Below are 17,129 nucleotides of genomic sequence, written 5' to 3' on the forward strand. Positions count from 1 at the left end.
GCGCCGCCGGTTCTGTCGACGTATCAATTTCGCACCTTCACTTCGTATCGGGATCACGGATGGGCTTCCCCTGGCCGCCCGGACGTGCACGCGATGGGCGCCACGCCAGACCATACGGCCTATCTAGTCGTCACAAAAGAGGGCACTGTTTCCTGAACGCCGTCCCATCATGCCCGATGGATTCCGCTGTCGCCGGTTGCGCCCCCGGCGAGTAGCGCCGACAGTCGCGGTCCGATCTCGGCCAGCGCTTCGGGGGAGGTCATCTGGTCGTGCGACACCGCGACGGGGTGGTCGGCGACGGTGCCGTCCACGTACGGCGCCCATTTGCCCGCCGAGTGCTCGGGCTCGATGCCGCGCACGATGTTCTCGCCGAGGACGCGGGCGCTGAAGTACTCCAGCCTGCCGCGGAACACGCCGGGCCGGTGGTCGGCGATGAGTTCGGCCGACCGCACGGCGCTGCGGTAGATCTTGCGCAGCCGGTCCGGGGTGAGCACCGCGAGTTCCCTGGGGATGGTGGCGTGTAGCGCGGCCAGCGATTCGTCGCTGAGGTCGTGCGGGTCGCCATCGCCGAGCAGGCCGCCCTCGCCGATGCCGATCTCGGCCAGCGCGCCGCGCAGGGCGGTGCGGAAGTCGGTGACGGCGATGTCGTGGTGGCTGTCGAGCATGGCCAGCAGCGCGACCCGCTCCCCTGCGGCTTGCAGCCGGACCGCGACCGCGTGCGCGAGCAGGCCGCCGAGCGACCAGCCGAGCAGGTGGTACGGGCCCTGCGGCTGCACCGACCGGATCTCGGCCAGGCAGCGGGCCGCCATGGCGTCGAGCGATTCGGGGAAGTAGTCGTCCTCGGAGAGGGCGGGCGATTGCAGGCCGATGATGGGGCGCGACCGGTCCACGTGCGGCACCAGGCCCGCGTAGCTCCAGGACAGGCCCGCCATCGGGTAGAAGCAGAACAGCGGTTCGGCGGTGCCGGTGCCCCGGATGGGCAGCAGCGGGCCGAGCGCGGCGGCGGAGTCGGCCTCGAAGTCGACGCCGTGTTCGGCGGCCCGGCTGATCCGGGCGGCCAGCGCGCTCACCGTGGGGTCGGTGAAGAACCACTGCACGCGCACCTCGGCCCCGGTGCGTTCGCGCAGCCGGGTGGCGGCGCGGGTCGCGACCAGCGAGTTGCCGCCGAGGTCGAAGAAGTCGTCGTCGGCGCCGACCGAGGCCAGGCCGAGGACTTCGCCGAACGCGGCGGCGACGGCCTGTTCCACGGGCGAGGCCGGCGCGCGGAACGCACGGGCGGCCAGAGCGGGGACGGGCAGCGCGTTGCGGTCGAGTTTGCCGCTGGCGTTGAGCGGCAACCGGTCGAGCACCACGATCGCCGAGGGCACCATGTACTGCGGCAGCGAACTACGCGCGTGCGCCAGCAGGTCGGCGGTGTCGACGGACGTGCCCGCGACGGGCACCACGTAGCCGACGAGCCGGTCACCGGTCGCCGCGCGCACCAGCGACACGACGGCGTGGCGCACGTTCTCGTGGTCGGCCAGCACCGCTTCGATCTCGCCGAGTTCGATGCGCTGGCCGCGCAGCTTCACCTGGAAATCGCTGCGGCCCAAGTACTCCAGCGTGGGCACGCCCTCGGTGCGCCAGCGCACCACATCGCCCGTGCGGTACAGCCGCTGCCCGTCGCGATGCGCGACGAACCGCTCGGCCGTCAGCCCCGCCGCGCGGTAGTAGCCGCGCGCCAACTGGGCGCCCGCGATGTACAACTCGCCGGGGGCGCCGGGCGGCACTTCGCGCAGCTGCCGATCCAGCACGTACACACGGGTATTCGCGACCGGCACGCCGATCGGCACCGACGCGCCCGCGCCCGCCACACCCGGATGCGCGGTGACCACGGCCGCCTCGGCCGGGCCGTACCAGTTCACCAGTTCGGTGCTCGGCAGCGCGGCGGCGAAGGATTCGGCGGTCTCGGTGGACAGCGCCTCACCGGCCGCGAACACCCGGCGCAGCGAGGGGTGCCGCTGCGCCGCACCGGAGCCGTCGAGGAACGCGTCCAGCATCGACGGCACGAAATGCACCGTCGTGACGCCGAATTCGTCGATGGTGTTCGCCAGGTACACCGGGTCGCGGTGACCGTCGGGTTCGGCGATCACCACGGTGGCGCCGACTTGCAAGGGCCAGAACAGCTCCCACGTCGAGATATCGAACGTGATCGGCGTCTTGTGCAACACCACATCCGAACCGTCGTGCGGATACGCACTCTGCGCCCACCGGAACTGATTCACCATCTGCCGATGCGTGATCGCCACACCCTTCGGACGACCCGTCGAACCCGATGTATAGATCACATACGCCACGTTCTCCGAACGCACCACGGGGTCCACGGCCACGCCCGCGCCGAGGGCTTCCAGCGCATCCACGGCCACCACGGGCACACCGGTCGCGGTGCCGAATCCCGTGCGGGCCGTGGTCAGTACGCACACCGGGCGCGCGCCCGCGAGTACCGACTCGCAGCGCTCGGTCGGGTGGTCGGGGTCCACGGGCACGTACCCGCCGCCGGCGCGCAGCACCGCGTAGATCGCGACCACCAGCTCCACCGACCGCCGCATGGCCACGGCCACAAGCGCTTCCGGGCCCACCCCGCGCGCGACGAGTTCGCGCGCGAGGTCCCGCGACCGCGCGTCGAGCTGGGCGTAGCTGACGCTCACGTGGCCGAACCGCACGGCGGGCGCGTCGGGCGTGCGGGCCACCTGCGCGTCGAACAGCGAGAGCAGCGTCGAATCGTCCAGGAACTCCGGCGTTTCGGTGGCGTTGTGCGCGGCCAGGGCGCGGCGTTCGCCGTCCAGCACCGCGTCCACCTCGGCGACCCGGCGGCCCGGCCCGTCTACGAACGTGCCGATCAGCAGGGCGAGCCGGTCGGCGAAGGCGCGCGCCTGGGCCTCGCCGAAAACGTCACGCAGGTACTTGATCTCGACGTGCAACTGCTCGCCGAGCGCCACGATCACGGTCACCGGGTAGTGGGTGCCGTCGGTGACGTGCACGCCGCCGACGCTCATCCCGTCCACCGCGCTGGCGCGCCGCAGTCCGTCGCGGTCGACCGGGTAGGACTCGTACACCACCAGCGAGTCGAACAGCCCGTCCACGCCCACCGCGGCCTGGATGTCGCTGAGGCCGAGGTGGTGGTGGTCCAGCAGCGCCGCCTGCCGGTCCTGGAGGGTGCGCAGCAGTTCGGCGAGGGTCTGCTCGGCGTCCAGCCGGACCCGCACGGGCACGGCGTTGAGGAACAGGCCGACCATGGTCTCCACGCCGGGCAGTTCGGCGGGCCGCCCGGAGACGGTGGCGCCGAACACCACGTCGTCGCGGTCGGTGAGCCGCCCGATGAGCAGGCCCCACGCCGCCTGCACGACCGTGTTGACGGTGACGCCCGCGCTCGCGGCGGCGCGGGTCAGCGCGGCCGTGCGCTCCGGGGAGAGCAGGAATTCGACCTCGCCGATGCCCTCGGCGATCTCCCGGCCCGCCTCGCCCGCCAGCGGGGTGGGCTCGGTGATGCCGGCGAGCGCGTCGCGCCAGGCCTTCTCGGCGACGGCGCGGTCCTGCGCGGCCAGCCACGCCAGGTAGTCGCGGTACGGGTGCACCTTCGGCAGGTGCCGGGAGCGACGGCCCAGCGCGTACACGGTGAGCAGTTCTTGCAGCAGCAGCGGCACCGACCAGCCGTCGAGCAGGATGTGGTGACTGGTCACCACCAGATGGAAGCGGTCGGCGGCGGTGCGCAGCAGGGTGAAGCGGATCAGCGGCGGGGTGCGCATGTCGAAGTGCTGCGCCAGGTCCGCGGACTTGATCCGCTCGGCCTCGGCGGCGATGGCGCCGGGCGCGAGGTGGTCCAGCGCGATCTGGCGCCACGGCACCTCGACCGCCTCGGGCACCACCTGCACGGCGCCGCCGTCGGCGGTGTCGGCGAAGGCGACGCGCAGATTCGCGTGCCGGTCCAGCAGCGTTTGGGCGGCCCCTTGCAGGCGGGCGGGGTTCACCGCGCCGTCGAGATCCAGCACGAACTGGATCATGTAGGCGTCGATGGACGCGTCGGCCAGGCGGGCGTGGAACAGCATGCCCGACTGCAAGGGCGTCAGCGGCCAGATGTCGCCGAGAGACGGGTATTCGCCGACGAAGCGGTCCAGATCGCCCTGGGTGAGCCGCACCAGCGGGAAGTCCGACGGCGTGTGCCCGCCCGCGCCGGGGCGCAGCGCGTGTTCGGCGAGACCGCCCAGCGCCCGGACCCAGTGTTCGGCAAAGGTTTTCACGTCGTCGGCGGTGAAGACGCCCGCCGCGAAGTCGAAGCGGGTGCGCAGCCCCTCGCCGGTGGATTCGACGGCGATGTCGAGCAGCAGGTCGTCCACCGTCGCGTCGGTGTGCACCCGCGCCGGGCGCACGTCGCGGTAGCGCAACCGGATCAGCCCCGGTTCGGGCAGGTCGGTCGCGCCCGCGAGGTAGCGCAGCACGCCGTAGCCCACACCGGCCGACGGCACCGAGCGGCGCAGCTCCTTGACCTGGCGCAGCGCGATGCCCGCGGCCGGTCCGCCGACCAGCGCGTCGGCGATGTCGACGCCCGAGAGGCGCAGCGGCAGCGGGTAATCGGTGACGAAGCCGCCCACCAGATCCGAATGCGCCTGCCCGCGCGCGTCGGCGGGCAGGCTGACCACCGAACCCACGGTGCGCGCGACGGTTTCGCGTTCGGCGGTGCGCACGGCTAGCGCGAGCGCGGTGAGCAGCACCTCGTCCACGGTCGCGTGGTAGGCGCGGGCCATGGTGCTCACGGCGGCCGCTCCTTCGGCGGTCAGCGTGAGCGAAACCCGCGACCGCACGGCCAGATCCACCCCGGCGGGCAGCGGCGCGGGTGCCGCGGCGCCCTCCAGCGCGTGGCGCCACCACACCAGTTCGGCGGTGGTGGCGGGATCCGATGCCTTGGCCGCGAGCGCGCGCAGCAGCACCGCGGGTCCGCCGTCGGCGTGCTCGGGCGCGGCGTGGCGGTGCCGCGACCAGGCCGCGGTCAGCTGGTCGATCACCAGGCGCCAGGACGCGTCGTCCAGCACCAGGCCGTTGGCCACCACCACCAGCTTGGCGGCGGTGTCGGGGCCCAGGCGCACGAACCGGATATTGCGGCCCTGCACCGGGTCCAGCGCGTCGGCGGCCGCCAGCACCACGTCGTCCAGCGGGACGCCCGCGTCCTCGTCGGTGAGCTGGTAGTAGGGCTGGTCGTCCGGCGTCGGCGCGGCGGGCAGGTCGAACGCGGCGGGCGCGTCCGCCGCGGCGGGGCGCAGGCGCACCCACAGCATCGGATTCTGTTCCAGCACCGCGTCGATCGCGGCCCGCACGGCGGCGGGTTCGCGGTCGGCGGGCAGGTCGAGCACGATGGCGCGCACCTCGATGCCGTCCGGCCTGGTCGCCAGCACGCGCGCGCCGGTGGGGGTGAGCGGCAGCACGCCGGTGCGCGCGGCGGGGGCCTCCGGCGGGGTGGCGACGGCCGCGAGCGCGGCGACGGTGCGCGATTCGAACACGTGGCGCGGGGTGAACCGCACGCCGCGCGCCCGCGCCCTGGCCACCACCTGGATGGAGGTGATGCTGTCGCCGCCGAGCACGAAGAAGTCGTCGTCCACGCCGACCCGCTCCAGGCCCAGCACCTCGCCGATGACCTCGGCGACGATGCGTTCCTCCGGGGTGGCGGGCGCGCGGTATTCGCGTTCGGGCAGTTCGGGTTCCGGCAGCGCCGACCGGTCGACCTTGCCGACCGAGGTGAGCGGCAGTTCATCGAGCACGACCAGCGCGCCGGGCACCATGTATTCGGGCAGCCGCGCGCGCAGGGCGGCGGTCAGCGCACCGGTGTCGAGCGTCGCGCCGCGCGCGGGCACCACGTAGCCGACGAGAGTGGTGGCGCGCCCGCCGATCTCGCGTCCGACGGTGAGCGCGAAGTCCACACCAGGCTGGTCGGTGAGGGCGGCGTCGATCTCGCCCAGTTCGATGCGGAAACCGCGGATCTTCACCTGGAAGTCGGTACGACCCCGATACTCCAACTCGCCGTCGGCACTCCACGCCACCAGGTCACCGGTGCGGTACATCCGCGCGCCATCCGCTTCGAAGGGGTTGGCCACGAACCGCTCGGCGGTGAGCGCGGGGCGCGCGAAATAGCCGCGCGCCAACTGGTTTCCGGCCAGGTACAACTCACCGGGCACACCGGCGGGCACCGGGCGCAGCGCAGCGTCGAGCACGTAGACGCGGCTGTTCCACTCGGGCCTGCCGATCGACACCGACCCGCTGTCGGCCTCGGTGACGGCGTGGTTGGTGATGGAGACGGCCGCCTCGGTCGGGCCGTACAGGTTGAACAGCGCGGTGCCGCTCGCGCGCACGCGCTGGGCCAGCGCGGCCGGGAGGGCTTCGCCGATCGCCAGCACCCGCCGCAACGAATCCGGCAGACGCCCATCAGATTCGGTCAGCAACGCATCCAACATCGACGGCACCACATGCAACGTCGACACACCCGTCGACCGCATCAACGCGTTCAGGTAGGCCGGATCACGATGCCCGTCGGCGGTAGCCACCACCAGACGACCACCACTCACCGCAGCAGACCAGAACTCCCACACCGACAAATCGAACGTCGCCGCCGTCTTCAACAGCACCACATTCTCGGCATCCAAACCGAACTCGGCACTCTTCCACAGCAACTGATTCACGACCGCCCCGTGCGACACCGCCACACCCTTGGGCTGACCCGTCGAACCCGACGTAAAGATCACATACGCCGTATTCCCCGCCGACAGAACACCATTGCGCTCCTCGGGGGCGATCGGCGCACCGGACCGCGAGCTCAGGTCGAGGGCGTCCACCGCCAGCGTTTCCGCGACGGTGGTGGTGAACGCGTCCGCCACGGTGGTCAGCACGCAGCGCGGCGCCGCGGTGCCGAGGATGTAATCCACACGGTCGGCGGGCTGATCCGGATCGATCGGCACATACGCCGCACCGGACTTCGCCACCGCGTACATCGCGATCACCAGATCCGCCGAACGCCGAATCGCCAACGCCACCCGATCCTCCGGACGCACACCACGCCCGATCAGATACCGCGCCAGCTTGTTCACGCGGAAGTCCAGCTCCGCGTAGGTCAGCGTGAGCGGCGGGCGGTCCGGCCGGTCGGCGACCAGGGCCGTCGCCTGCGGCGTGCGGGCGGCCGAGGCGTCCAGCAGTGAGACCAGCGTGGCCTCGGTGTCCACCGCGTGTGCCGTGTCGTTCCAGGCCCGCAGGATGCGTTCGCTCTCCTCGTCCGACAGCAGGTCGATCGCGCCGACGGGCGCCGTGGCGTCGGCGATGATCGCGTCCACCACGCGGGCGAACCGGTCGGCGAAGCCCTGGACCGTGGATTCGTCGAACAGGTCGGTGGCATAACCGAATTCGGTCACCAACTCGGCGGGCGTACCGTCCTCGGCGTAGCGGTCGGTGACGGTGAGTTGCAGGTCGGTCTTGGCCAGGTTGGCGTCGAAATCGACCGCGCCGACGGTGAGCCCGGGCAGTTCGAAAGTCGTCTCGCCCAGGTTCTGGAACGAAAGACCGATCTGGAACAGCGGATTGCGCGCCGTGGAGCGCTGCGGATTGAGCACCTCCACCAGTCGCTCGAACGGCACGTCGGCGTGGGCGAACGCCTCCAGATCGCGTTCGCGCACATCGGCCAGCAGCTCGGTGAACCGCTCCCCCGGCCTGATCCGGGTGCGGAACACCACGGTGTTGACGAACATGCCCACGAGGTCGTCGAGTTCGCGCTCACCGCGCCCGGCCAGCGGGGTGCCGACGGCGATGTCGTCGGTGCCGGACAACCGCGCCAGCAACACCGCCAGCGCGGCGTGCACGACCATGAACAGCGAGGACTGATGCGCCCGCGCCAGCTCGTGCAGCGCGGCGTGCTGTCGCGGCGACACGACCGTGCGCAGGGTGGCGCCGCGGAAGGACTGCACCGGCGGGCGCGGGCGGTCGGCCGGGAGTTCCAGTTGGTCGGGCAAACCGGCCAGGGTCTCGCGCCAGTACGCGATCTGCTGGGCGGCAAGGGATTCCGGATCGTCCTCGGCGCCCAGCACGGCGTCGTGCCACAGCGCGTAATCCGCGTACTGCAGCGGCAGCGGCGTGAATTCCGGTGCGGCGCCCCGCATCCGGGCGGCGTAGGCCACCATCACGTCGCGCGCGAGGGGGTTCATCGAGGAACCGTCGGCCGCGACGTGGTGCACCACCATCGCCAGCACGTGCTCGGTGGGCGTGAGGCGCAGCAGTCGCACCGCGAACGGCACCTCGGTGGTGACGTCGAAGGTGGTGAGCGCGAATTCGACCACCGCGCCGGCGAGTTCGTCCTCGGTCACGTCCACCGGCGTCAGCGACGGCGCCACGGCGGGAACGGGGTGGATCACCTGGTACGGCGCGTCGTCGCCGCCGGGGTAGGTGGTGCGCAGCACCTCGTGCCGGGCCACCACGTCGGCCACGGCGTGGCCGAGCGCGTCCACGTCGAGCGCGCCCGACAGCCGCACGGCGAGCGGGATGTTGTCGACGGCCGAGGCGGCGGTGTCGAACTGGTTGAGGAACCAGTAGCGCCGCTGTGCCGGGGAGAGCGGAATCCGTTCCGGGCGCGGGCCTGCCACCAGCGCGGGTCGCGCGGGGGCGGCGACAGCGCCCTGAATGCGCTCGGCCAGCCCGGCCACCGTGGGCGCGTTGAACAGCTCGCGCACCTCGAACCGGCCGCCGAGTTCGGCGCCCAACCGGGCCATCACCTGGGTGGCGATCAGCGAGTTGCCGCCGAGGGCGAAGAAGTCGTCGTCGGCGCCGACCGGCTCCTCGGTGCCCAGCGCCTCGCCGAACAACCGCGCGACGAGTTCTTCCGCAGGTCCGCTGGGCGCGCGGAACTCGGTGGCCTGCAAGGCCGGTTCGGGCAGCGCGCGCCGGTCGAGCTTGCCCGACGGGGTGAGCGGGATCTCGTCCAGCACGGTGATCGAGGTCGGCACCATGTGACGCGGCAACCGCTCCTCGGCGAACCGCTGCACCGCGGCCACATCCACGGTCGCACCGGGCGCGGCGTGCACGTAGGACGCCAGAATGGTGGCGCCGCCATCGAGTTCGTGCCCAACGGTGGCGGCGAAGTCCAGCCCCTCGAAATCGGTGAGCACGGCGTCGATCTCGCCGAGTTCGATGCGGAAGCCACGCACCTTCACCTGGAAGTCGTTGCGGCCCACGTATTCCAGATCGCCGTCGCGGGTCCAGCGCACCAGGTCGCCGGTGCGGTACATCCGCGCGCCCCCGCCGGCGATGGGGTCGGCGACGAAGCGGCTCGCGGTCAGGCCGAAGCGCCCGCCGTAGCCGCGTGCCAGCTGCGCGCCGGAAATGTAGAGTTCGCCGACCACGCCGGTCGGCACCGGGCGCAGCCGCTGGTCCAGCACGTATTCCGCGACACCGCGAATCGGCGGGCCGATGGTGACCGGAGTGTCCGGACCCATCGGCGCGGTGATATTGGAGACGACGGTGGCCTCGGTGGGGCCGTAGGCGTTGAAGAACTGGCGCGGGCCGGGCCCGGACGGAACCGCCCAGCGGCGCAACAGATCCGGCGGCAGCGCTTCGCCGCCCACCACGAGCACCCGCAGTTCGTCCAGTCCGGCCGGGTCCATGGACGCCAGCGCGGCGGGCGTGATGAACGCGTGCGTCACCCGTTCGCGGCGCAGCAGCGCGGCGAGCTGTTCACCGCCGTAGATATCGGGGGTGGCGAGGACCATGGTCGCGCCGCCGCCCACGGCGAGCAGGAGTTCCAGGATCGACGCGTCGAACGAGGGCGAGGCGAAGTGCAGGGTGCGCATGCCGGGGATCACCCGGTAGCGCTCGCGCTGCTCGTCGCAGAACGCGGACAGGCCCGCGTGGCTCACGACGACGCCCTTCGGCGTGCCGGTGGACCCGGAGGTGTAGATGACGTAGGCCGGATGCTCGGGCCGCAGCGGGCGCACGCGGTCGGCGTCCACGATCGGCTTGGCCGAGTACACCATCAGGCCGCGGACGAAGTCGATGTCGTCGAGTGTCAGCCACTCCACGCTGCCGGGCAGCGCCGGACGGGCACCCGACACCGTGAGACCGAGCACGGTCCCCGAATCGGCGATCATGTGCGCGACGCGCTCGGCTGGGTAGCCGGGGTCCACCGGCACGAACGCCGCACCGGTCTTGGTGATCGCCCAGACCGCGAGCACAGACTCCACCGAGCGCGGAATGCCGATGGCGACCACGGATTCCGGGCCGACGCCGAGCGCGATGAGGTGGCGGGCCAGCAGGGTGGAGCGCAATTCCAGCTCGGTGTAGGTGAGCTGGGCGAAACGCTCGGTGGCGTCGCCCTCCACCACGGCCAGGCCGTCCGGGCTGCTGTGCACCGCCGACTGCAGCAGCTGCGGCAGCGTGACCACGCGGGACACCGGAATCCGGTTGGGGCGCAGCCGGTCCCGTTCGGCGGGGGTGAGCAGATCGATGGCGCCGACCGGCTGCTCCGGGTCGGTGGCGACCGCCGTGATCACGGTGGCCAGCATGCGGGTGAACCCGCGCACCGTCACGTCGTCGAAGATGTCGGTGGCGTAGGTGAACATGGTCGCCAGCTCGGCGGGCGCGCCGTCGGCGCGGTGGCGCGGTTCGACGTTGAGCAGCAGGTCGAACTTGGCGGCGATCGCCTCCGAATCCAGCACGCCGACGGTCAATCCCGGCAGTTCCAGCGTGGGGCGCTCCAGGTTCTGGAAGGCCAGCACGGCCTGGAACAGCGGGCTCGCGCTGCCCGCGCGGCCGGGCGCGACGGTCTCGACCACCCGCTCGAACGGGATGTCGGCGTTGGCGAACGCGTCCAGATCGGTTTCGCGGGCCTGGCGCACCAGATCGGCGAAGGTGGCGTCGGGGTCGACGGTGGTGCGCAGCGTCAGCGTGTTGACGAACATGCCGACCAGGCCGTCGAGGGCGCGCTCACCGCGGCCCGCGATGGGCGTGCCGATGGCCACGTCCGTGTCGCCGGTGAGCCGCGCGAGCAGCACGGCCAGCGCCGCGTGCACCACCATGAACAGCGACGAATTCTGTTCCCGCGCAATGCGGGCCAGATCGGCGTGCACGTCGGCGGGCAGCGTGACGCCCACCGAGGCGCCGCGCATGGACGGCACCGGCGGATGCGGGCGGTCCTGCGGCACCGTGGCCGCGCCGGTGAGCCCGGCCAGCCGCTGCTTCCAATGCGCGAGCTGGCGCGCGGCCACCGAGTCCGGATCGTCCTCGGCGCCCACCACTTCGCGCTGCCAGAGCGCGAAGTCGGCGTACTGCACGGGCAGCGGCGCCCAGCCGGGCGCCTCACCCTCGACGCGGGCGATGTAGGCGGTCATCAGGTCGCGGGCCAGCGGCGCGAGCGAGGCGCCGTCGGCGACGATGTGGTGCGCGACGAGCACCAGCAGGTGCTTGTCGGGCACGCCGCCGTTGAGCAGCGCGATCCGCACCGGCGGATGCTCGGTCACGTCGAAGCCCGAGCCCATGAGCTCCACGACCCGGCCCATGATGTGGGCGGGCTGTTCGGATTGCAGTCCTTCGGGCAGCACCGAGGCCACGGAAAGGACTTCCTGGTAAGGCTTTCCGTCCTCGTCGGCGGGGAACCGGGTGCGTAGCGCCTCGTGGCGTTCGAGCACGTCGAGGGCGGCCTGACCGATCACGGTCACGTCGAGGTGACCGGCGAGCTGGATGGCGAACGGGATGTTGTAGGCGGCCGAACCGGGGTCGATGCGGTTGAGCACCCACATCCGCTGCTGGGCCAGCGAGAGCGGCACGCGCTCCGGGCGCGGCCCGGCCACCAGCGGCGGCCGGATGTCGACGGCCACACCGGGCACCACGCGGGCGGCCAGCGCGGCGACGGTGGGCGCCTCGAACAGTTCGCGCACTTCGACATTCGCGTCGAGCGCGGCGTTGAGGCGCGCGACCGCGCGGGTGGCCAGCAGCGAGTTGCCGCCGAGCGCGAAGAAATCGTCGTCGAGGCCCACTTCGCCCGCTCCGAGCAGGCTGGCGAACACCTCGGCCACGGCCTGCTCGATCGGTGTGCCGGGGGCCCGGTATTCCGACGAACCGCCGAAGACGGGCGCGGGCAACGCCTTCCGGTCCAGCTTGCCGCTGGCGTTCACCGGGAACGCGTCCAGCACCACCAGCGCGGCGGGCACCATGTAGCCCGGCAGCGCGCCGGTGAGTTCCTTGCGCACGGACTCGGTTTCGAGCGTGACATCGGGTTCGGGCACCAGGTAGCCCACCAGCTGGTCACCGGCGTGCTCATCGGTGCGCAGCACGACCACCGCTTGCGCGATACCGGGTTGGGCCAGCAGGGCCGCCTCGATCTCGCCCAGCTCGATCCGCAGACCACGCAACTTCACCTGGAAGTCCGTGCGGCCCAAGTACTCCAGTTCACCGTCGGCGGTCCAGGTGACAAGGTCGCCCGTGCGGTACATCCGAGAACCGGCGGGGCCGTACGGATTCGCGAGGAAACGGTCCGCCGTCAGATCCGGACGGCCGAGGTATCCCCGCGCGAGCTGATCGCCCGCGAGATACAGCTCGCCCGCGACACCCGGCGCGACCGGGCGCAGACGCGAATCCAGCACGTAGACCTGGGTGTTCCAGACGGGGCGGCCGATCGGCACCGACACCTCGTCGGCGTCGACGACCTCGTGATACGTCACGTCGACCGCGGCCTCGGTCGGACCGTACAGGTTGTGCAGACGCGCACCTGTCAGCTCGCGCAACCGCCGCGCCGTCACGGCGGGCAGCGCCTCGCCCGAGGCGAACACCTGCCGCACCCGGGGCGCGTCGGCACCCTCGCCGAGGGTCGAGACGAACACCGATAGCATCGACGGCACGAAATGCACCGTCGTCACACCGTGTTCGGCAATAACCTGAGCCAGATACACCGGATCACGGTGACCGTCCGGCTTCGCCACCACCAAGCGCGCACCAGCCTGCAACGGCCAGAAGAACTCCCACACCGACACGTCGAAGGTCGCCGGAGTCTTCTGCAACACCACATCATCCGCACCCAACGGATACGAATCCTGCATCCACAGCAAACGATTCACGATCGCCGAATGCGACACCGCCACACCCTTCGGGCGACCCGTCGAACCCGACGTGAAAATCACGTACGCGGTATCGGAGGGGCGGATCGGCCGCGCACGTTCGGCGGCGGTGATGGGTGTCGCGTCGTACCGGGCGATCTCGGGCGCGTCGACCTCGAGGACCGGCGCGACGGCGGTGCCGAACCCGTCGCGCGAGGTGGTGAGCACCAGCGCGGGGCGCGCGGTGTCGAGCACGTAGTCGATGCGCTCGGCGGGCTGGTCGGGGTCGAGCGGCACGTAGCCCGCGCCCGCCTCCAGCACCGCGTACATGGCCACCACCAGCTCGGTGGAACGGCGAATCGCCAACGCCACCAACGACTCCGGGCCCACGCCGGCGGCCAGCAGGTGGCGGGCCAGCTGGTGCACGCGGGCGCCGAACTCGGCGTAGGTGAGGCGTTCGCCCTCGAAGACCAGCGCCGTCGCGTAGGAGGTCGCCGTGCGCTGCCGCTCGAACAGCGACACCAGCGTCTCGGCGGGCACCGGATGCGCGGTGTCGTTCCACGTGCGCAGCACCGCCGCGCGCTCGGCGTCGGTCAGCAGGTCGATATCCCCGACCACGGCGGCCGAATCCGAGGCCAGCACGGCGAGCACCCGCTCGAACCGCTCGGCGAACCCGCGCACCGTGGCCTCGTCGAAAAGGTCGGTGGCATAGGTGATCTCGGCCGACATTCCGTCCAGCGAACCGTCCGGCGCCACGCGTTCGGCCACGGCGAACTGGAGGTCGAACTTGGCCAGCGGCACGGCCATCTCCACACCCGACACCGTCAGGCCGGGTAGCGCCAGTTCGGTGCGCTCCAGGTTCTGGAAGGTCAGCATCACCTGGAACAGCGGGTGCCGCGCGGCCGAGCGCACCGGGTCGAGCAGTTCCACCAGGCGTTCGAACGGCACGTCCGCGTGCCCGAACGCGGCGAGATCGCCGTGGCGCACGGTCTCGAGCAGGTCGTCGACGGTGGCGGCGGGATCGACGCGGTCGCGCAGCACCAGCGTATTCACGAACATGCCGATGAGGTCGTCCAGCGCCGCGTCGCCGCGCCCCGCGACGGGCGTGCCGATGGCGATGTCCTCGGTTCCCGAGAGCCGGGCCAGCAGCACCGCGAGCGCGGTGTGCACGACCATGAACAGCGTCGAATGGTGCCGCTGCGCCACCTCGCCCAGCGCGGTGTGCGTCTCGGCGCCGATCTCGAAGCGCACCACCCCGCCCCGGTAGGAGGCGACGGCCGGGCGCGGGCGATCCGAGGGCAGTTCCAGCTGGTCGGGCAGCCCGGCCAGCCGATCGCGCCAGAACGAGACCTGCTGGGCCAGCAGCGATTCCGGATCGTCCTCGGTGCCGAGCACCTCACGCTGCCACAGCGCGTAGTCGGCGTACTGCACAGCCAGCGGCGCGAGCTGCGGGGCGCGGCCCGCGACGCGGTCGGCGTAGGCCGTCATCAGGTCGCGGGTCAGCGGGCCCATCGAGAAACCGTCACCGGCGATGTGGTGCACCACGCACACCAGCACGTGCTCGGACTCACCGATCTCCAACAGCCGCAACCGGATCGGCGGCGCCGCGGTGACGTCGAAGCCCGCGGTGACCGCCGTGGTCACCAGCTCCACCAGATTCGACGCGCCGACCGGCTCGGCCACCAGCTCGGGCACCGCGCGCGGATCCTCCACCGGCAGCACCAATTGATAACCGGCACCGTCGAATTCGGGGTAGACCGTGCGCAGCACCTCGTGCCGGTGCACCAGATCCGCCACCGCCGCATTCAGCGCGGCCACGTCCAACGCACCCGACAGCCGCACGGCCACCGGGATGTTGTTGACCCCGCTGGCGGGATCGAAGCGGTTCAGGAACCACATGCGCTGCTGCGCGTACGACAGCGGCACCCGCTCGGGCCGCTCCCGGGGCTCCAGCGCGATCCTGGCCGACGCGGTGCCCACGTACCGGTCCAGCTCCTCGGCCAGACCCGCGACGGTGGAGGCGTCGAACAGCAACTGCATCGGCACCCGCGCGCCCAGCGCCGCGCCGACGCGCGCGATGGCCTGCGCGGCCAGCAGCGAGTTGCCGCCCAGCTCGAAGAAGTCGTCGTCGGCGCCCACGCGCGCCTCGGCGTCGTCGCGCAAGAGCAACGCGGCGAACACCTCCGCCACCATCTCCTCGGTGGGCGTGGACGGTGCGCGGTACTCCCCGGCCGCGAACACCGGCTCCGGCAGCGCGGCGCGATCCAGCTTGCCGACCGAGGTCAGCGGGATCTCGTCCAGCACCATGATCACCGTGGGCACCATGTACGCGGGCAGCGTCCGGCCCACGAACTCGGTGAGGGCGGCGGTGTCGAGCGTGGCGCCCGTGCGCGGCAGCACGTACGACACCAGAGCCGTGGCGCCCGAAGGCAATTCGCGGCCGAGGGTGGCGGCGAAGTCGACATCGGGGTGCGCGGTGAGGGCGTTGTCGATCTCGCCGAGCTCGATGCGCAGGCCGCGGATCTTCACCTGGAAGTCCGAGCGGCCCAGGTACTCGAGGGTGCCGTCGGCCTCGTTGCGCCGCACCAGGTCGCCCGTGCGGTACAGCCGCGCGCCCGGGGCGCCCGACTGCGCGCCGAACGGGCTCGCGACGAAGCGTTCCGCCGTGAGCCCCGGCCGGTTCAGATACCCCTGCGCCAGCGCGGGCCCCGACAGGTACAGCTCACCCACGACACCCGCGGGCACCGGCCGCAGCCGGGCGTCCAGCACGAACGCGCCGACGCCCGGGATGGCGGTGCCGATGGTGATCGGCTCGTCGGGGTACAGCGGCGCGGTGCTGGTCGCCAGGATGGTGGCCTCGGTGGGGCCGTAACCGTTGTAGAACTCGCGGGTGCCGTCGGCCCACCGCGCGACCAGTTCCGGACCGAACTTCTCACCGGCCACCACGACGGTGCCCAGCTCGTCCAGACCGGCCGGATCCACCGATTCCAGCGCGCCCGGCGTGATGAGCATGTGGGTGACCTGCTCGCGCGCGAGCAGATCGGCCAGTTCGTAGCCGCCGAAGACGGTGTGCGGCGCGATCACCAGCGTCGCGCCCGCCGAGAATGCGAGCAGCAGCTCGAGCACCGACACGTCGAAGTTCGGGGAGCACACGTGCAGCACGCGCGCGTCACCGTCGATCTTGTAGTGCTCCCGCTCGGCCGCCACCAGCCCGGCCAGCCCCGTGTGGGTGACGACGACGCCCTTCGGCTTGCCGGTGGACCCCGAGGTGTAGATGACGTAGGCCGGGTGCCGCTCGTCGAGCGGGCGCACCCGGTCGGCGTAGGAGATGGGGCGGTGTTCGCGGTGCAGGATGCGCTCGGCGACCACCGGGTCGTCCAGTTCGATCCAGTACACGCCGGTGCCCAGCGCGCGACGGTGGGCCATGGTGGTCAGGCCGACCACGGCCCCCGAATCCGACACGATGTGCGCGATCCGGTCGGCCGGATAGTTCGGGTCGACGGGCACGTAGGCCGCGCCGGTCTTCGCGATCGCCCAGACCGACAGGACCGAGGCCACCGAGCGGGAAATGCCGATGGCGACCACGTCGCCGGGGCCGACACCGCGCTCGATCAGCTCCCTGGCCAGCCGGGAGGAGTCCTCGTCCAACTGGCGATAGGTGAGTTCGATGACCGATTCGGGATCGGCGGAGGGCGCGTAGCGCACGGCGACTTCGTCGGCGGCGGATTCGACGGCGGCGGTGAGCAACTGCCCGAAGAGCGGACTGCCTGACCTGCGACGACGACTACCGCGAGGAGAACGGCGGGCAGTTTCCATGTCGAGCGTATTCACCTCTCGCGTCCAGCTTCACCGCACCACCCCGGCGGTCGGTCCCCGCCCATCCTGAACTGCCGTGGGTCGGCGCGGTCCGAGCAATCTCATCAGTCTAGGCGGGCAGCCGCAACAGGCCGATCGGTCTGGTCGAAATCGGCATCTGACCGATCGGCCGCCTCGGAGGCGGTGTTACATCGCGCTGAGGCTACCGCCACCGGAGCCCGCGCG

Annotated in this window: 1 protein-coding gene; it reads right to left on the reverse strand. The window is 71.7% G+C overall.

The window, feature by feature from the left end:
* Positions 1 to 167 precede the first annotated feature (167 nt).
* Complete coding sequence (locus tag OHB21_RS03610) at positions 168 to 16,904, reverse strand: non-ribosomal peptide synthetase (protein WP_195125361.1); 16,737 nt, start codon at positions 16,902 to 16,904, stop codon at positions 168 to 170.
* Positions 16,905 to 17,129: the final 225 nt, after the last annotated feature.

It is taken from the genome of Nocardia puris (assembly GCF_036051655.1).
Taxonomy (GTDB): Bacteria; Actinomycetota; Actinomycetes; order Mycobacteriales; family Mycobacteriaceae; genus Nocardia; species Nocardia puris.

What these genes read in the sequence shown, in the direction of transcription:
- OHB21_RS03610 (WP_195125361.1), bottom strand. Translation starts at nt 16,904, where the DNA reads ATGGAAACTGCCCGCCGTTCTCCTCGCGGTAGTCGTCGTCGCAGGTCA.